Source organism: Paraburkholderia sp. FW306-2-2C-D06C (assembly GCF_058781505.1).
In genome coordinates this window covers 50,810-67,522 of the sequence record NZ_JBYSWU010000007.1, presented here as the reverse complement: position 1 = coordinate 67,522, position 16,713 = coordinate 50,810, and the positions used below count along the sequence as shown (strand labels likewise).

18 protein-coding genes are annotated in these 16,713 nt (G+C 61.1%); 12 read left to right on the top strand and 6 right to left on the bottom strand.

Annotated features, from left to right (window positions below; genetic code table 11):
- Positions 1–2: 2 nt before the first annotated feature.
- Positions 3–746: an amino acid ABC transporter ATP-binding protein gene (locus tag AC3WLT_RS07385; protein ID WP_492591244.1), complete on the top strand. Its 744-nt coding sequence runs from the start codon at positions 3–5 to the stop codon at positions 744–746.
- A gap of 4 nt (positions 747–750) precedes the next feature.
- The gene (locus tag AC3WLT_RS07380; RefSeq protein WP_492591243.1) at positions 751–1,431 is read left to right on the top strand and encodes a porin; all 681 of its coding nucleotides are present in this window, start codon (positions 751–753) and stop codon (positions 1,429–1,431) included.
- Between the two features lie 15 nt (positions 1,432–1,446).
- Here the strand turns inward: AC3WLT_RS07380 and AC3WLT_RS07375 are convergent, their stop codons facing one another.
- The gene (locus tag AC3WLT_RS07375) at positions 1,447–1,734 is read right to left on the bottom strand and encodes a hypothetical protein (RefSeq protein ID WP_492591242.1); all 288 of its coding nucleotides are present in this window, start codon (positions 1,732–1,734) and stop codon (positions 1,447–1,449) included.
- Positions 1,735–1,914: 180 nt separating this feature from the next.
- On the opposite strand from AC3WLT_RS07375, the gene rarD reads away from it, so the two are divergent.
- The 7 genes from rarD to AC3WLT_RS07340 all read left to right on the top strand — a co-directional run bounded on the left by rarD (position 1,915) and on the right by AC3WLT_RS07340 (position 7,756).
- On the top strand, positions 1,915–2,814 hold the full coding sequence (rarD, locus tag AC3WLT_RS07370; RefSeq protein ID WP_492591241.1) for an EamA family transporter RarD: 900 nt from the start codon (positions 1,915–1,917) through the stop codon (positions 2,812–2,814).
- 129 nt (positions 2,815–2,943) lie between these two features.
- Positions 2,944–3,582, top strand: a complete 639-nt coding sequence (locus AC3WLT_RS07365) for a GntR family transcriptional regulator (RefSeq protein WP_492591240.1) — start codon at positions 2,944–2,946, stop codon at positions 3,580–3,582.
- Between the two features lie 478 nt (positions 3,583–4,060).
- Positions 4,061–4,564 carry a gamma-glutamylcyclotransferase gene (locus tag AC3WLT_RS07360; RefSeq protein ID WP_492591239.1) on the top strand — a complete coding sequence of 168 codons (504 nt, stop codon included), beginning with the start codon at positions 4,061–4,063 and terminating at the stop codon, positions 4,562–4,564.
- A gap of 50 nt (positions 4,565–4,614) precedes the next feature.
- A complete protein-coding gene (locus AC3WLT_RS07355; protein ID WP_492591238.1) occupies positions 4,615–5,505 on the top strand; it encodes an ABC transporter substrate-binding protein in 891 nt (296 codons plus the stop codon).
- 92 nt (positions 5,506–5,597) lie between these two features.
- Complete coding sequence (locus AC3WLT_RS07350; protein WP_492591237.1) at positions 5,598–6,461, top strand: amino acid ABC transporter permease; 864 nt, start codon at positions 5,598–5,600, stop codon at positions 6,459–6,461.
- A gap of 3 nt (positions 6,462–6,464) precedes the next feature.
- Positions 6,465–7,286 (top strand): amino acid ABC transporter ATP-binding protein, encoded by an 822-nt coding sequence (locus AC3WLT_RS07345; RefSeq protein WP_492591236.1) that lies wholly within the window; start codon positions 6,465–6,467, stop codon positions 7,284–7,286.
- A 17-nt stretch (positions 7,287–7,303) separates the two neighbouring features.
- Positions 7,304–7,756, top strand: coding sequence for a VOC family protein (locus tag AC3WLT_RS07340; protein WP_492591235.1), 453 nt, complete (start codon positions 7,304–7,306; stop codon positions 7,754–7,756).
- A 98-nt stretch (positions 7,757–7,854) separates the two neighbouring features.
- Here AC3WLT_RS07340 and AC3WLT_RS07335 read toward each other — a convergent pair whose 3' ends face one another.
- Positions 7,855–8,514: a GntR family transcriptional regulator gene (locus AC3WLT_RS07335; RefSeq protein ID WP_492591234.1), complete on the bottom strand. Its 660-nt coding sequence runs from the start codon at positions 8,512–8,514 to the stop codon at positions 7,855–7,857.
- A 146-nt stretch (positions 8,515–8,660) separates the two neighbouring features.
- On the opposite strand from AC3WLT_RS07335, the gene pruA reads away from it, so the two are divergent.
- Entirely contained in the window at positions 8,661–10,268 is a 1,608-nt protein-coding gene (gene pruA, locus AC3WLT_RS07330) for an L-glutamate gamma-semialdehyde dehydrogenase (protein ID WP_492591233.1), read from the top strand.
- A gap of 161 nt (positions 10,269–10,429) precedes the next feature.
- On the top strand, positions 10,430–11,566 hold the full coding sequence (locus AC3WLT_RS07325) for a branched-chain amino acid ABC transporter substrate-binding protein (protein WP_492591351.1): 1,137 nt from the start codon (positions 10,430–10,432) through the stop codon (positions 11,564–11,566).
- A gap of 424 nt (positions 11,567–11,990) precedes the next feature.
- Here the strand turns inward: AC3WLT_RS07325 and AC3WLT_RS07320 are convergent, their stop codons facing one another.
- From AC3WLT_RS07320 to AC3WLT_RS07305, 4 genes are all read right to left on the bottom strand, one after another.
- Positions 11,991–12,431, bottom strand: coding sequence for a MarR family winged helix-turn-helix transcriptional regulator (locus AC3WLT_RS07320; protein ID WP_492591232.1), 441 nt, complete (start codon positions 12,429–12,431; stop codon positions 11,991–11,993).
- Between the two features lie 3 nt (positions 12,432–12,434).
- Positions 12,435–14,348 (bottom strand): FAD-binding monooxygenase, encoded by a 1,914-nt coding sequence (locus AC3WLT_RS07315; protein WP_492591231.1) that lies wholly within the window; start codon positions 14,346–14,348, stop codon positions 12,435–12,437.
- Positions 14,349–14,450: 102 nt separating this feature from the next.
- On the bottom strand, positions 14,451–15,224 hold the full coding sequence (locus tag AC3WLT_RS07310) for an SDR family oxidoreductase (RefSeq protein ID WP_492591230.1): 774 nt from the start codon (positions 15,222–15,224) through the stop codon (positions 14,451–14,453).
- A gap of 36 nt (positions 15,225–15,260) precedes the next feature.
- Positions 15,261–15,674 (bottom strand): acyl-CoA thioesterase, encoded by a 414-nt coding sequence (locus AC3WLT_RS07305; protein WP_492591229.1) that lies wholly within the window; start codon positions 15,672–15,674, stop codon positions 15,261–15,263.
- Between the two features lie 113 nt (positions 15,675–15,787).
- Between AC3WLT_RS07305 and AC3WLT_RS07300 the strand changes: the two genes are divergently transcribed.
- Entirely contained in the window at positions 15,788–16,492 is a 705-nt protein-coding gene (locus tag AC3WLT_RS07300) for a Crp/Fnr family transcriptional regulator (protein WP_492591228.1), read from the top strand.
- Positions 16,493–16,713: the final 221 nt, after the last annotated feature.

Sequence of the window (16,713 nt, the reverse complement as noted above, 5' to 3'; positions counted from 1 at the left end):
CCATGAGTCTCATCAACGTAGTGGACGTCAAGAAGCAATACGCGACGAATCTCGTGCTGAACGGGCTCAGCATTTCGATCGACGAACATCAGATCGCCTGTCTGATTGGCGGATCGGGCAGTGGCAAGTCCACGCTGCTGCGATGCATCAACGGCCTCGAGGAGATCGATTCCGGTGAAATCTGGTTCGATGGGGAAGTGATCTCGGGCCTCGGCGTCGACTTCGATCTCGTGCGCAGGAACATCGGCATGGTGTTCCAGAGCTACAACCTGTTTCCCCATCTGACGGTACTGGAGAACGTCGGCTTTGCGACGCGGCACGTGCTGCATGTATCGAAGGCGGAAGCGAATCAGCGCGCGATGGCGCTACTCGCCCGTGTCGGGCTCGACAAGAAAGCGGACTGCTATCCCGACCGCTTGTCGGGCGGCCAGCAGCAGCGTGTCGCAATTGCCCGCGCGCTGGCGATGGAACCGAAGATGCTGCTGCTCGACGAGATCACGTCGGCGCTCGATCCGGAACTGGTCGGCGAAGTACTGAACCTGATGACCGACCTCGCGCGCGCCGGCATGACGATGGTCATCGCCACGCATGAGATGGCGTTCGCGCGCGAGGTCTCGTCGCGCATCTATTTCCTCGATGGCGGCAATGTGCATGAAGAGGGTCCGCCCGACGAGATTTTCAGAAATCCCCAGCGCGAACGCACGAAGGCGTTTCTGCAGCGCAACCGGAGCGCGTCCGCGCCGTAGTGCGATGGGCTGGCGTGGTGGCGCCAGCCTGCAACGTCCATTCAGCAGCAAGTTCGGCGGTTTCGCGGTCGAAGGGATGTATGCATTCGGCGGTGTGGCGGGCGCATTCGGGCAACAGAGCACGATCGCCGGCGGCGCATCGTATAGCAACGGGCCGGTTTATCTGACAGCTGCGTATCTGTATGCACGGAATCCGGCCGCTCAGTTCGTCGACGGCAATTTCGGCTCAAACAATCTGATCAATCCGGCTGAATCAGGGCCATTCGGTTTCGTCGGGGTACCGGCCAACGAACAGATCATCGGCGCGACCGGTGCGTACACGTTCGGCACCGCGACGCTGGGCTTCGCATACACGAATACGAAATTCGGCGACGCCAACGGCACCGACGCTTCCGTACGCTTTGACAGCTACCAGGTGTGGGGCCGCTATTACTTTACGAACGCCGTTTCGGTGGCGGGCGGCTATACGTTCTCTCAGGGCGATGTCGGTTATCTTGCGACCGGCAACCGGCCGCATTACAGCCAGATCAACCTGTTCACAAACTATATGTTCTCGAAGCGCACCGATGTGTACCTGAAGCTCCTTTACCAGTACACGGGAGGGGGCGTGCCGGCACACGTGATCGGCACCTCGAGCAGTTCCGCACAACTGGTGGCGCGGCTGGGGCTGCGGCATCAGTTCTGAACTGCGCCGGCACGCTCACGGAAGACGCCGCTTGACGCGCCATGTTTCGCGGGCGGCATCGAGGGACAGCAGCAGCCACCGTTTCGTGCCCACCCGATGGCGTTTCTGCGTGGTGTAGCCGTCTACTGTTAACGCGAGTTCGTCGGGCGCACGTCGATGACACGTCGCGTGCGCACCCGAACCGTCGGCGAATTCAACGATGGCAACGGCCACCTGCTGCGGATCGGGAAGGCGTGCGATGCGGAGCGCGCACCCTGGGTACAGGTGCGAGTCGGCCACATGGATCTGGATCGAAACGGACATGAGCGTGGTTTCCAGTGGGGAATGCGCGGGGCGTCGGGGGAACGGCCCGCGCGGTGCGAACCGCGTCCTGTATAAGAGCAGCGCTCCGCAAAATTAACGATACATTGTATAATCCACGATGAAATATATGATAACCGTTTCGTCGATGCGTTCCAGCTCGGCGTATCGCTCTGGAGCAGCATGAAGGAACAAACGAATGGCCTGCCATTGGTCGTCAGCGCCTATCTTTTCTGGGGGGTGTATCCGGTCTACCTGAAGGCCTTGAAGGCGGTCGGCCCATTCGAGATCATGGCGCACCGGGTACTGTGGGCGTCCATCGCGATGGCCGGTTACGTTCTTGTCTCCGGTCGGCGCGCGGCGATCGTACGCGCGATCAGGAATCCGCGTGTGCTGCTGCTCTGTACGGTGTCGGCCGCGCTGCTGTCGTCGAACTGGATCGTGTATGCGGGCGCAGTCAACTCCGGGCACCTCGGCGAGGCGAGTCTGGGCAACTTCATCAATCCATTGCTGAGCGTGCTGCTGGGGGCGCTGTTCTTCAAGGAGCGTCTGGCGCCGCTGCAACTGGCGGCATTCATGATCGCCGCGGCTGGCGTCGCCGTGCATGCGATGGCCTCGGGTAGCGCGCCCTGGATCGGCCTGTTTCTCGCATCGACCTTTGCGGTCTACGGCGCCTTGCGCAAGATGGTGAGCATCGGGGCGTTCGAAGGGCTCGCGCTCGAAACGGTGATGCTCGCGCCATTCGCGCTGGCGTATCTGTGCTGGCTGGACGCGTCGAATACAATGCGTTTCGGTCAGGAGCCGGCATCTGTGAATGCTATGCTCGTCAGCATCGGTCCAGTGAGCACGATTCCGCTGACATTATTCGCCGTCGGCGCGACGCGAATCCGGTTGACGACGCTCGGGCTGGTTCAGTTCATTTCGCCGTGTGCGCAGTTTTTTCTCGCGTTCTGCTGGTACAAGGAGCCGCTGAGCGGGCCACAGATGGCTGCATTCGGCATGATCTGGAGCGCGCTGGCGTTGTATGCCGGTCAGGCGATCTGGACCGGCCGCACGGCGCGAGAGGAACCGGCCATGCATTGATGTGTGAGCGAGGTCGGCAATGGCCTCACGTAGTGAGCCGCGTGTCCGCCGGGAGCTGAGGTCTTCGATTCCGTGAGAACGACCGCCGTCTGGTTGTGAAAACAAAAAACCACCTGTGTTGACTGTCCAATGAAACATCCGTCAAATCTGATTACTGCCGATGTCCGCACGAGGATTCGCAGCATGATCCTCGCTTCTGAAATCAGGCCGGGGCAACGGCTGGTCGAAGAAGAGCTGGCAACCCAACTCGAAGTCGGCCGGACGCCTGTGCGCGAAGCCCTGCTGCTGCTGCAGGGCGAAGGGTTGATCGCGCGCAATCGTGGATGGGAGGTGCAGGGCGTTGAACACCTTCAGGTGCGCACAATTTTCGAAAGCCGCGCGGCGATCGAGGCTGCGACGGCCCGCCTTGCCGCGCGCCGTGTGACGCAGGAAGATTGCGACGCACTGGAACGTCTCATCGACGCCATGGAGCACGCCGCGGGCGAGAACCGGCGCGAGCTCAACCGCATCAACACGGAGTTCCATCAGTTGATCGTGACCCTATCGGGGAATGACATCCTGATCGAATTCCACCAGCGCACGCAGTTCTATTACTGGGCGCTGCGCGTTCCAGTCCTGTTTTCGGATGCACAGCTGGTCGAAAGTAATCGGGAACATCGTGCCCTGCTGGCCGCACTGCGCGCAGGCGACGAAGATCTGGCCGAGCAGCTGGCACGCGCGCACGTTGAAAGAACGATGACGATCGTCGAGCCAGCCCTGCAACATTAATCTGCGCGAGGCGGTGCGATACCGTCTCATGCTTCCGGCCTTTTCGATGATGCCCCCGCAGGCGGCGCAGAATCGCCGGCGCGTCATCGCACATCTCGAGCACGTCGCGGTGTGCTTGCGGGTTCGCATTAACGCGCCTATCTCACCGCTGGGCCGCTCCTGACCAAAAGCGCGCCGCTGGGCGGCTTTGCGTCGTGACGCGCGCATCTGACTGCTTCTCTACCCGCACCCGCTTTTTCGTCAATCAGTATCGCCAAACGCACATGGGTTTTCCCTAGTCAATCGAGTATTTTTTAACATATACGATGCGGTATATTATGTTGGTGGCGACGCTTCGAACGTTAGGCGTAACAGACCAGAGTCGGGCCGGTGTTTGTCATATCGTCGCTAGCGTTCCCACCGCGCGGCATCCCATGCGCGGGTTTTCTTTTCGCGGTTTCCAGACTGTTTTATTCACCACCTCAAAAAGGATTCGACGATGCTGTATTACTTTGCGTACTGCACATGGCTCAACGACCCGGAAATCCGCCGTTACTGGCCGCAATGCAAGGCAATCACGAAGGGTTACGCGGCCAATCACCGTCTACAGTTCCACGCGGCGAGCGACCGTGCGGACCGCGGCTGGTGTCATCTGAACGGCGTGTCGGATGCGTTCGGCGAAAACGCGCTCGGCGTCGTGTTCCAGCACGAACCGGAGCAGTTCAACCAGGACTACGACGACTTCGAACGGTTTTTTCTCACGGTCCGCGGTGATGACGGAAAGGTCTACGATTGCTGGACTTATCGACTGACTGATCCGGGTATCGAGATGCGTCCGCCGAATTTCTACTGGGAGCACATTCCGGCTGGTCTGAAGGCATGGGAATTCCCGAGCAACTACATCGCAAAGGTCCAGGCGCGCTTCGATGCGGCGGCCGAATGCCCGCGAGCGGACCGTGCCAATCCGTCGGCGATTCCGGGGAAAACTGCTGATAGTCGCTAAGCGATAACGTCTTCATACGTTGACTCAACGTGCCGACAGGGGCAACTACCATGAGAAAAACCATTCCGTCCTTGCGGCACCTGATGCTGCTTGCTGCCGTGACCGTGTCATCGATTGCGATGGCGCCGCATCTGGCGTTTGCGGCAACCGATATGCAAGCTGCTGTACCCGCAGACGTCAGGGCGCGCGGCGTCCTGCGGATCGGTTCACAGCAGACGTTTCCGCCGGTTGAGTTCCGCGAAGCGGGCAGAAGCGACGTCACTGGCGTGAGCCGCGATCTGTTCGAAGAGGTCGGCAGACGTCTCAATCTGAAAGTGGAGTACGTGCAGGCCGAATATGCCGCCCTGATTCCCGGGCTCGATGCCGGACGCTTCGACATTGCGTCCGGCGGCATCAGTGATACGGAGGAGCGCGAGCAGAAAGTTGATTTCGTGAACTACATGTTTTCAGGTGGGAGCATTCTGGTCTTGAGCGAAAACAAGACTCCGCTCTCGACGATCGATGACTTCTGCGGCCGTAGCGTTGTCACGATGCTCGGAGGACGCGTGATCATGTCTGCGGTAGAGGCAGCATCTGCCCGGTGCGTCAGCGCCGGCAAGCCACCGATTCGCGCCGAGCAGTTGCCGACGGCGCCCGATGCGAGGGCGCAGGTGGATCTGAAGCGCGTCGACGGCTATATCGGCGACTTGCCCGCCCTTGTCTACATGAGTTCGCAGTTTCCTGGCCGGTATCGGATTGTCGGTGGCAATTATCGGCTAACGCCCTATATCACGTCGTGGGGCTTCAACAAGAGCAACCCGGCGCTGCGCGATGCGGTCCGCAAGGCGATGCAAAGCATGCTTGACGACGGAACCTATCAGAAGCTGCTCGGCAAGTGGGGTCTGTCCGGCGCGGCCCTGCCCGAGATTTCCGTCAACCTGCCGGCTGGCAAGCGCAAATGACGGGCCCCTTCCTTGCGCGCAGGAGCGGCCCATGGCGGCGCTTGCCCGACCTGCCAGTTCGTTACCCACCTTTCCAGACCAGGATCGGCAGCATGAACGCAAATTCCCTCACATCGCGGACTTCCGCCTCCGGGCCGACGCGCCGCGTCGTGCATCGACGGCCCTATGGATCGTGGTTCCTTGCCGCAATCGTGCTCATGGCGGTGCTGGGCATGTTCCAGGCGGCTGTCAGTACGCGCGTAATTGACGTCCATGTCTTCCTGGACTATCTGTTCAGCCGGCAGATTCTGATCGGCGCCGGTAGTTCGCTGTTGCTCGGTACATCAGCGCTCGTGCTGGCAGGCGCAGTGGGACTCATCGCCGCGCTGATGCGGGTAAGCAGCAACCCCGTCCTGTCGACGCTCGCGTCAGTCTACGTGTACCTCTTTCGCGGCACTCCAATGCTGATCCAGTTGATCTTCTGGTTCAACGCCTTTCCGACGATGTTTCCGCATTTGCATATCGTCGTACCGCTTACCGGGGCGGTGCTGTACGACACGCCGATGACCAGTCTCATCACACCGTGGATGGCGGCGCTGATCGCCCTCAGTCTTGCGGAGGGTGCCTATATGGCCGAGATCATCCGTGGCGGATTCCGTGCGGTCGATGCCGGCCAGCGCGATGCGGCTCGCGCGATCGGCATGCGCAACCGCGACGTCGTGAGCAAAGTCGTTATTCCGCAGGCCGCACGCATCATCCTGCCGGCAGCGGGCAACCAGTACATCCTGCTGCTCAAGTCGACCTCGCTTGCGTCGGCGATCGGTTATCTCGAACTGCTGCGCGTCACGACCGATATTTATTCGGCCAATTTCCGCGTCGTCGAACTGCTGTCGGTGGCAGCCTTCTGGTTCCTCGTCATGACAGCTGCCGCCACCGCGCTGCAGATGCTGCTCGAACGCCTCTACCCGCACAGGTAAGCCATGAACAATCGTCCTGGATGCAACGCGGTGGATCTTGTCGGTGTCACCAAATACCGGGGTGCGCACGCCGTGCTGCGCGATGTTCATGTCCACGTTCCGCACGGGCAGATCGTTGCGGTGCTCGGACCGTCCGGTGCAGGCAAGTCTACCTTGCTGCGTTGCGTGAACCATCTGGAGACCATCGACGGCGGCAAGATTTTCGTCGACGGCGAGCTGATCGGTTACCGCGAAAAGAACGGCGTGCTGTATGAGCTCGCCGATCAGGAGATCAGCCGGCAGAGGCAAGGCATCGGCATGGTTTTCCAGAGCTTCAACCTGTTTCGCCACCTGAAGGTGCTTGAAAACGTGATGTCCGGGCCAGTCAGCGTGCTCGGCAAGACCCGCCGCGAGGCTGAGGATACCGCACGGATGCTGCTGCGGCGCGTCGGGCTGGAGGACAAGGCGCACGACGCGTACCCGAATCAGCTCTCGGGCGGTCAGCAGCAGCGCGTCGCGATTGCCCGCGCGCTCGCCATGGAGCCTCGCGTGATGCTGCTCGACGAGCCGACCAGTGCGCTGGATCCCGAACTGGCGCAGGAGGTGATTTCGGTGATTCGTCAACTGGCCGACGACGACATCACGATGCTGATCGCCATGCACGAGATGGCGCTCGCACGCGAGTTTGCCGACCGCGTGATCTTCATGGTCAACGGCGAGGTCGTCGAAGATGCGCCGCCGGCCGTGTTCTTTAGCGCGCCGCGCCATGAGCGCAGCAAGCAGTTTCTGGCGCGCCATGCCGGGGAGGCAGCGCATGCCGCCCCGATCGACAATGCAGTTCACTGAAATCAAAGGACCAACAAGTGGCTTCTCCGTTCAACACACTTCACCATGTTTGCGTCGTCGTGCACGACCTCGACAAGACCGTCGGGTATTACGAGAGTCTTGGCGTCGGGCCGTGGTTCGACTATCCGAAGGCCGGTAAATATGTCGAATTCGATGTGCCGAACAAGGCGGCGTCCGATGCGATGCGATACAAGTGCGTGGATCTCGCCAATTTCCAGTTACAGCTGTGCGAGCCGTCCGAGCTTGATTCGCCGCAACGACGCTTCCTGAACGAATACGGCGAGGGCGTCTACCACCTTGGCTTCGAGGTTGTCGATTGCGACGCCGCGGAATCGGCCGGCAAATCGCTTGGCCTTGACGTAATGGCGCGCGGGCGCCGGGTCGACAGGTCGGGCTTCACATACTTTGATACGCGAGCCGACGCAGGCGTGGTGCTGGAAATTCGCAAGACGGTTGACGGGTTCGCATGACGGGCATGCGCCTCAGTGCGCGCCCATGCCCGGGTCGAATCTCAGACCCCGGAGCCGATGGGAGCCAGCCCTGTAGGTCGCGCTCCCGTTGGCCTATGCTATCCGAGGCGTGCAGCGGCCAGGACTTCCCGCTTGGTTTCGAGGATGTGCTGCTCGAGCAGTGTCACGACCTCGTCAACGGCGCGCCGCTTGCACGCGTCGACAATCTGATAGTGGTCACGCTGCACGTCTTCCTTTTGCGTATCCAGCGACATCCGCAGATGCGGATAGCGGTTCGTCGTGCTCAGGCAATACTCCTCGATCATCTTCCTGAGCCGCTCATTATTCGACGGCGCGCACAATGCCAGATGGAATTGCCGGTTGCACTCGGCCCATTCTGCGGGTGTCGTGGCGATGTCGTATGAGGCGAGGATGCGTTTCATCAGATCGATATCGGCGGACACCATGTTCGGCACCGCGAGCTTGGCCGCATAACTTTCGAGTGCGGCGCGGATGTCGAGCAATTCGCAAATCTCGCTCGTCGACATCGCGATCACCACTGCGCCGCGATTGAGTTGATAGCTTACCAATCCTTCCGCTTCGAGCTGCCGCAACGCCTCCCGCACGGGAATCCGGCTCGCGCCGAAGCGCTCCGCCAGATTTTCCTGGCGCAGCTGCGTGCCCGGCGGGAGCGTCCCCCGCAGGATTTCATCGCGCAGTTGATCCCGAATGGATTGCGGCAGCGACCGCTGATCTGCCTTGGCCTGCACTGTCGTCATGAGCAAAAGCCGGTCGTGTGCCGACCGACGAAAAAGGTTGTCGTCAAAATTGTTGGCTGCTAGGATTGTATCCAATCGATGTAGAGATGGATAAATTGTAGTCGAATATGAATCCGATAGACCCTCAGTCAAAGGTTGGTAAAGCCATGCTCGAAGCACCCAGAAACGAACCAATCTTAGCGTATTCACCCGGATCGTCAGAACGTGCGGAGCTTGTCCGCGCGCTTGAGCAGCAATCCGCCGATGTGGTGCAGATCCCAGTAGTCGCGGGTGGCAAGCGCCTGACCGGCGGCGCGACGCAACCGGTGGTGTGTCCCCACGATCACGCACATACGCTCGCGCACGTGCATCAGGCCAGCGGCGACGATGTAGCCACTGCCATCAAAGCCGCCGCTGACGCGCAACGTGATTGGTCGCAGTGGTCTTTCGAGGATCGGGCTGCGGTGTTTCTGAAGGCTGCCGACTTGCTCGCGGGCCCGTGGCGCCAGAAGCTGAACGCCGCGACGATGCTCGGCCAGAGCAAAACAGCCTATCAGGCTGAGATCGATTCCGCGTGCGAACTGATCGACTTCCTGCGCTGGAACGTCGCATTTGCGCGTGATCTGCAGCAGAACCAGCCGGTGTCGCCGGCCGGCATGCGCAACGCGCTCGAATATCGTCCGCTGGAAGGCTTCGTGTACGCGGTCACGCCGTTCAACTTCACCGCAATCGGCGGCAACCTGGCGTGCGCGCCAGCGTTGATGGGCAACAGCGTGCTGTGGAAGCCGGCCGCGACGGCCGCGCTCAGCAATTACTTCGTGTTCGAGTTGCTCGAAGCAGCGGGTCTGCCGCCCGGCGTGATCAACTTCGTGCCGGGCGAAGCGCAGACGGTTTCATCCATCGCGCTAGGTTCGTCCGAGTTTGCCGGACTGCATTTCACCGGCTCGACGGCGGTGTTCGATTCGCTCTGGCGCGCGACGGCCGAGCGTCTGCCGACGTATCGTAGTTATCCGCGGCTCGTGGGCGAGACCGGCGGCAAGGATTTCGTGCTCGCGCATCCGTCGGCGGATGTGGCCGCGCTCAGTACCGCCTTGCTGCGCGGCGCGTTCGAATACCAGGGGCAAAAGTGCAGTGCGGCCTCGCGTGCTTATGTGCCGGCGTCGCTATGGCCTGCAGTCAAGGCACGCCTCGTCGACGACCTCGCCACCGTGAAGATGGGCGACGTCGCGGACCTGAGCAATTTCATGGGCGCGGTGATCGATCGTAAGGCATATGAACGGATTGCCGGTTATATCGGCCAGGCACAGGAAGCGGGCGGCGCCACGATCGTCGCGGGCGGCGGTTCGGACGATCGCACTGGGTACTTCATCCAGCCGACCGTGATCGAAGTCGACGACCCGCAGTTCGTGACGATGCGCGAAGAGATCTTCGGGCCGGTGCTGTCGGTGTACGTCTATCCGGACGCGCAATGGGCCGACGTGCTCAAGCTGGTCGATTCGACTTCGCCCTACGCACTGACCGGCGCCGTGTTCGCGCAGGAACGCACTGCGGTGGTCGAGGCGAGCGCGGCACTGCGCTTCGCGGCAGGCAACTTCTATATCAACGACAAACCGACCGGCGCGGTGGTCGGTCAGCAGCCGTTCGGTGGCGCGCGCCGCAGCGGTACCAACGACAAGGCCGGCTCCGCGCTGAATCTGCTGCGCTGGGTGTCGCCGCGCACGATCAAGGAAACCTATGTGCCGGCCCATCACTATGCCTACCCGCACATGAGCTGAAGAAGCGTCAATGTACGCGGCGCCGCCATCGAAAGCGCCGCGTGGCCGATGAGCAAGAAGCAGTGTCTGCAACGGCGGGACGGACGCCACGTGGGATGCACGCGGTGGGGGACGTTTCGCGTCATTCCACAAAGAAAGAGGAGCATCAGATGGGCATGGGCATGAAACACATCGCGCTGGCCGCGGCCGCCGGCGCGCTCGGTTTGACCAGCGTAAGCGCCTTCGCGCAGGCGCAGGACGTGAAGATCGGCTTTGCCGCACCGCTGACCGGCGGCCAGGCGCACTACGGCGCGGACTTCCGCAGCGGCGTGACGCTGGCGATCGAAGACTTCAATGCCACCAGACCGGTGATCGGCGGCAAGCCGGTGCACTTCGTGCTCGATGCGGCTGACGACCAGGCCGACCCGCGCACCGGCACGACGGTCGCGCAGAAGCTCGTCGATGACGGCGTCGCCGCTGTGATCGGCCACTTCAACTCCGGCACCAGCATTCCGGCGGCGCCGATCTACGCGAAGGCCGGCATCCCCGAACTCGCGACCGCCACCGCACCGGCCTACACCGCGCAAGGCCTGCCGACGACCTTCCGTCTGGTCACGTCCGACTCGCAACAGGGCGGCGTGCTCGGCGAATACGCGGTGAAGGATCTGAAGTTCAAGCGATTCGCCATCGTCGACGACCGCACTGCATACGGTCAGGGCGTCGCAGAAGAATTCGCCAAGGCGGTCAAGGCGGCAGGCGGCACCGTCGTCGCGCAAGAGTTTACCAACGACAAAGCCGTCGATTTCCGCGCAATCCTGACCCACATCAAGCAGTCGGATGCAGACGCGATTTTCTATGGCGGCGCGGACACGCAAGCCGCGCCGTTCCTCAAGCAGATGCGTACGCTGGCGATCAAGAGCACGCTGATCGGCCCGGACATGATCCACTCCGACGAACTGCTGAAGATCGCCGGGCCGGCGGCTGAAGGTGCGCTGGCGTCGTCGGGCGGCAGTCCGCTGGACAAGATGCCGGGCGGCAAGTCGTATGTGGAGCGCTACAAGAAGCGCTTCGGCAACGAAGTCGAACTGTATTCGCCGTACGCGTACGACGGCACGATGGCCGTGCTCAACGCAATGAAGAAGGCCGACTCGGTCGATCCGCACAAGTATCTGCCGGTGCTGAAGGTAACGCAGATGAAGGGCGTGACGACCAACGAACTCGCGTACGACGATCGTGGCGATCTGAAGTACGGCGGTGTGACGGTTTACAAGGTGAGCAACGGCAAATGGACGGCGCTGCAAACCGTCGGCACGAAATAACGTGTAGCTGACCCGGTACAGGTGGGCCTGGTCCCAGGCCGCGGCGCGGGCGAAGATCGCCACTCCTCTTTCTTCTGTTGCGCGCCGATTTCGCGAGTCTCATGGTTGCACATGAGACTCGTTTTTTTAAGAATTGTCGTCATGGATGCGGTAGCGTCCATGTATGTGTCGTCCCTTACGATCCACGAATAGACAGCTCTGGCCGCTGCCTCGAGGTCTTCCTCCAAGTGACCGCCTTCGTGACGAAACGACACTCTGTACCGCGGGGTTTGGGGCCAACTTAGGAATACCACGCTCTTCCGACTGGCGAGGCCGGTCGGGGCATGCGGCTATTCTTCCACAAAGACCCTATAAGATTTATGTCCGACTAGTCCCTCGGCTTTTGTGAACTGCCGCAACGACACCCCTGCGAGTAACAAACGCACTATTCCCCCAGCGGCAACAGTGCCAAAAGCAGGCGCCGCAACTCCAGACATTCGGTCGGCGTCAGCCTCGCAGTGAGAATGCGCTCGACCTCCTCGACACGTGGACGCAACGTCGCAAGCTGCTTCTTGCCGGCGGGAGTAAGGAACAGCACATAGCTACGTTTGTCGACGGGATCGTCCGAGCGTTCGATCAAATCATTGCGAACCATGCGCGCGACGAGATCGGCGATTGTCGAACGGTCCACGTCGAGTTCATCGCCGAGTTGTCGTTGATTGACGCCGGGCGTTTTCTGCAAGATTTCGAGCGCCGCGTACTGGACGCTCGTGATCTCGGCGGAGACTTCGCTGAGCCATACCGCTATGTGGCGCTGCTGGGCGCGGCGTACCAGGCTACCCGTGAATTTGGAAAGCGTTTCGGGGTTGTCGTGTTTGGTCGGCAATTTCTAAGCGTGTAGCGAAGATGTGTTCGTTCGGAAAATGGGCCGCAAAAACGCATTCAATTCGGCGTAGGCATCCAGCGGAAGTACATGCGCGACGTACTGGTCCGGACGGACCACGACGAGCGCGCCCCGTTCCCGCTCGATGCCACGCTCGTCGAAGATATCAGTCGCTGCGTCGCTCGTAAACGCTTTCTCGTAGTCAATTAGGCCGTAGCGTCCCTTGCGCGGCAGCAACAACGCATGCAGATCTTCGAGTCGTACTTCGCGATGAGGCTGCTGCAACACTGCGCGAAGATCGAAGACGCTATCCGCATCGGCATTTTCTGGCGTGATGAGACGCAAGACCGAATCGGGCGACTTGGCGAGATGTTCGCACAGTGCATTTAGCGCACTTCCGCTTGCGTCCGAAAAAGCGTACAGGCGCCAGCGACCATCGGCGCGTGCCGCGTGGCCGAGTTGCATCGGCTTCGCATCGGCGAGACGAACGACGGGCGACGAATGAAAGCGCGTGCCGATGGTGAAGCCGCTCGCGAGCGATTGAGATGTCGATTCGCCCGTCAACGCGCCCGGCCGATATCGCGTCGCGACGCCCGCCGTATATCGGCCCGCACGAACGAAATAGTCCTGCAGTTCCGTTGGATCGACACCGCCTGCTTCGGGGCAATTGGGATCTTTCGGCGGCGCGGCCATCATCGCGGACCATTCCTTGTCGAAGTCGATCAGCTCTTGCGCGATGGGCTGGCGTTCATCGGAATACGTGCGCAAGAGGTCGACGTCGCTAAGCCCTTGCAGCACTGCGCCGAGCTTCCAGCCGAGATTGAAGCCGTCCTGCATCGAAACGTTCATGCCCTGACCCGCTTTCGCGCTATGCGTATGACAGGCATCGCCGGCGATGAACACGCGTGGCTCGCGAGATGTTCCGTCGGCGGCGATTGCGTCGTCGAAGCGATCGGTCAAACGCTGTCCCACTTCATAAACCGAGAACCACGCGACCTCTTTCGCGTCGAGCGAATAGGGATGCAGAATTCGTTGCGCGGTCTGAATGATGCGCTCGACCGTGATCTGCTTGATGGTGTCGCGGTTCTCAGGCGTGACTTCGCCAAGATCGACGTAAAAGCGCACGAGATAGCCGCCTTCGCGCGGAATGATGAGCAGATTGCCCTTGCTCGCAGACTGAATCGCAGCCTTCAGCCGGATGTCCGGAAAGTTGGTGACGGCGAGCGCATCCATCACGCCCCACGCATGATTGGCGGCATCGCCGCGCAGCGTTTGTCCGATGGCCGTGCGCACGCGACTGCGCGCGCCATCGCAGCCCACGACATAGCGCGCACGCACGACGACCTTTTCATCGAGTCGCGCTGCGTCCGTGCGGCGTAGCGTGACTCGCACCGGATACTCGCCCTCGCTATCGCGTTGCACGTTCACGACTTCGAGATCGTAATCCGGCTCAAGCCGTTGCGCGGAACGACGCATCACATCGAGCAGATAGTCCTGCACGCGCGCCTGATTAACGATGACGTGCGGGAACTCCGACATGCCTGTTTCGGTATCTTGAACACGTCCGGTACGCTTGATCGCGCCACGATCGTTTGCATCGGGTCGCCAGAAGACCGTCTCGTTGACCCAATAGGCTTCGCGCAACAAGCGGTGGCTCAGGCCGAATGCATTGAACATCTCGACCGTGCGGCACGCGACGCCATCCGCTTGCCCCATCAGCAACGGTCCCGAGCGACGCTCGACGATACGCGTCGTGATCGACGGAAATTGCGACAACTGAGCCGCAAGCACGAGCCCGGCCGGACCGCTTCCGACGATGAGCACATCGACCGTATCGGGCATTTCGACGCGAGGCGCGCCATCGGCAGCTGGCTCGATCATCGGATCCCCGACCCGGAAACCGTTGAGATGAAATTGCATGATGTCTTCCTCCAATCAGTCTTGACCACCTTGGTGACGAATATACTCCGTACACCAACTATTTAAAAGCACTTCATGTCGTCACGGATGTTTACCCTGATCTCAGGATGCGCTTTGCGAATCGCCGTCTATCGGGATCATTTGCCCCGAAATGGAACGCCCGGCATCGGATGCCAGAAAAACAGCGAGCGCCGCGATGTCCGCCGGATCGACAAAATGCTTGATGGACTGATTGGCGAGCGCAGCCGCCTCTTCCTGCGCGACGGTGCGGCCGCTGGCTGATGCGCGTCCCGCCAGCACCTGCTGAATACGCGGACCTTCCACGGCACCCGGCAGGATCGCATTGACTCGTATGCCGAATTCGCCCAGCTCACGTGACAAGGTCTTTGCGAATCCGATGAGCCCCCATTTGGTCGTTGCGTAGGGACTGCGGTTCGGGTAACCGAAGCGGCCGGCGAGCGACGACATGATGAGAATCACGCCCGCGCCCGATTGCTTCAGGAAAGGGATGGCCTGTTGCGTGACCATGAATGTGCCTGTGAGGTTCAGACGAAGTACAGCTTCCCACGCGTCCGGATCCATCTCCGCGACACTCGCGGTCGGTCCAGCAATGCCCGCGTTGTTGATCAGGACGTCCAATCCGCCTAGAGCGGACGCGGCGTCCGCGACCATGCGCGAAGCCGCCGCGCGATCGGCGATGTCGCACACTGATGTCCTGACGCCCGGCAATTGCGCCTGCATCTGTTGAAGCGCCGCTTCGTCGATGTCGCAGACAAAGACGCTCGCGCCCGCCGATACGAATGCTTCCGCGATGGCGCGCCCTATCCCGCCTGCACCCGCCGTCACCAGCACGCGCCAGCCTTTTGATGTGGTCATGAAACCCTCTTTTCTGACTTGGGTCATGCTCGCCGCTCAGTCGCAGGCGGCACGTATAAACTCGGGCAAGGGGACGGCCTTCAGCCGTCCATCGTCCTGTTTGATACACAACGCGCGTGTCGCGCGCCCCTCGCAAATCAGCGTATCGTTGCGGATGACTCGATGGCTTTGGATAAAGACTTTGCCTCGCCATTCCTCAATGCGGGTATGCACCTCCAGACTTTCGCCGTAGGTCGCCGAGGTGTGAAAGCGAGTGTGGACCTCTAGCAGCGGCGCACCGATGCAATGGGGTAGCGTTTGCATATCTCGCCATGGTGGCAGGCCGCACTGTATAAAATAATCGTGCGAAGCGGCGTCCATCCAGCGCGAGAAGTTCGGAAAAAAGACGATTCCGGCCGGGTCGCAATCGCCGAATTGCACGTCGACACGATAGACAGTTTCTTTACTCACGGGCCTATGCTCCAGTTTCCAGTCCGACCATTGTGCGTGTATTGCACCCGCAACACTGTCACTGCGGCGACAGTTTGCATTGACCGCCGGGCGAGCGGCTCTGGGAGCAGGGAATGACCAGACAAAAGCGGATGGTCACTGTTTCGCTTACGCTCGATGAACTACTCGCACGGTCGCCGTGGTTCGAAAGGCTGGACGAACCCGTGAAGTCTCGCGTGCGCGCTGACGCGTCGGAGCGCGCCGTCGCCGCAGGTCAGACCCTCGGGCACCACGGCGAACGACAACATATGTGGTTCGGCATGCTCGAGGGCCTCATCAAGTGGTCGATCACCGCGCGCGACGGACAGACGGTGACTTTAGGCGGGCAGTCGGTAGGCAGTTGGTTCGGAGAAGGCACGCTGATTCGCAACGCGCCGCGCGAGTCCGATCTCATCGCGTTGCGCGACAGCCGCGTCGCGCAGATTCCACGCACAACGTTCAATTGGCTTCGCGAGCATCAGCCGTCGTTCAACGAATTTCTGCTGTTTCAGGTCAACGAGCGTCTGCACTGGTTCATGGGCGCCGTCGCCGCGCACGGATTGCTCGATACCGACAGTCTTGTCGCACGGGCGCTGGTGGGCATGGTGCAACCATTGTCCAATCCGAGCGGCGTGGAGCATCTGCCGATGTCTCAGGAAGAACTCGCCAACCTGGCCGTCGTGTCGCGTCAAACGTGCAATAAGGCGATGACCCGCTTCAAGAATGCCGGCCTCGTGCGCACCGAGTACGGCGGCATCGTCGTGCTGGATTTACCTGGGCTTCACGCCTTGGCACGCTAGCGCCGCGTATCTTTCTTCGCGAATCGTTGCCGACGGCGTTCGCGCATTGCTTGGTGTTTACGCTGACTCCAACTGTCGCGCGATCGACAGTCGTGGAAGCGGTCGCTCGAAATAATGCGTGTCATACAAGACCAGGAGACACGCATGATTCCCGCTCGTCCGCTGCCCGCCGCAGCTGCGCTCGTCGAGAGCCCGACCAACCACATAGTCGAAGACGCCGT

Excerpts from the sequence above, each read along its gene's own strand:
- AC3WLT_RS07385 (WP_492591244.1), top strand. The coding sequence starts at position 3 with ATGAGTCTCATCAACGTAGTGGACGTCAAGAAGCAATACGCGACGAAT.
- AC3WLT_RS07380 (WP_492591243.1), top strand. The coding sequence starts at position 751 with ATGGGCTGGCGTGGTGGCGCCAGCCTGCAACGTCCATTCAGCAGCAAG.
- AC3WLT_RS07375 (WP_492591242.1), bottom strand. The coding sequence starts at position 1,734 with ATGTCCGTTTCGATCCAGATCCATGTGGCCGACTCGCACCTGTACCCA.
- rarD (WP_492591241.1), top strand. The coding sequence starts at position 1,915 with ATGAAGGAACAAACGAATGGCCTGCCATTGGTCGTCAGCGCCTATCTT.
- AC3WLT_RS07365 (WP_492591240.1), top strand. The coding sequence starts at position 2,944 with ATGAAACATCCGTCAAATCTGATTACTGCCGATGTCCGCACGAGGATT.
- AC3WLT_RS07360 (WP_492591239.1), top strand. The coding sequence starts at position 4,061 with ATGCTGTATTACTTTGCGTACTGCACATGGCTCAACGACCCGGAAATC.
- AC3WLT_RS07355 (WP_492591238.1), top strand. The coding sequence starts at position 4,615 with ATGAGAAAAACCATTCCGTCCTTGCGGCACCTGATGCTGCTTGCTGCC.
- AC3WLT_RS07350 (WP_492591237.1), top strand. The coding sequence starts at position 5,598 with ATGAACGCAAATTCCCTCACATCGCGGACTTCCGCCTCCGGGCCGACG.
- AC3WLT_RS07345 (WP_492591236.1), top strand. The coding sequence starts at position 6,465 with ATGAACAATCGTCCTGGATGCAACGCGGTGGATCTTGTCGGTGTCACC.
- AC3WLT_RS07335 (WP_492591234.1), bottom strand. The coding sequence starts at position 8,514 with ATGACGACAGTGCAGGCCAAGGCAGATCAGCGGTCGCTGCCGCAATCC.
- pruA (WP_492591233.1), top strand. The coding sequence starts at position 8,661 with ATGCTCGAAGCACCCAGAAACGAACCAATCTTAGCGTATTCACCCGGA.
- AC3WLT_RS07325 (WP_492591351.1), top strand. The coding sequence starts at position 10,430 with ATGAAACACATCGCGCTGGCCGCGGCCGCCGGCGCGCTCGGTTTGACC.
- AC3WLT_RS07315 (WP_492591231.1), bottom strand. The coding sequence starts at position 14,348 with ATGCAATTTCATCTCAACGGTTTCCGGGTCGGGGATCCGATGATCGAG.
- AC3WLT_RS07310 (WP_492591230.1), bottom strand. The coding sequence starts at position 15,224 with ATGACCACATCAAAAGGCTGGCGCGTGCTGGTGACGGCGGGTGCAGGC.
- AC3WLT_RS07300 (WP_492591228.1), top strand. The coding sequence starts at position 15,788 with ATGACCAGACAAAAGCGGATGGTCACTGTTTCGCTTACGCTCGATGAA.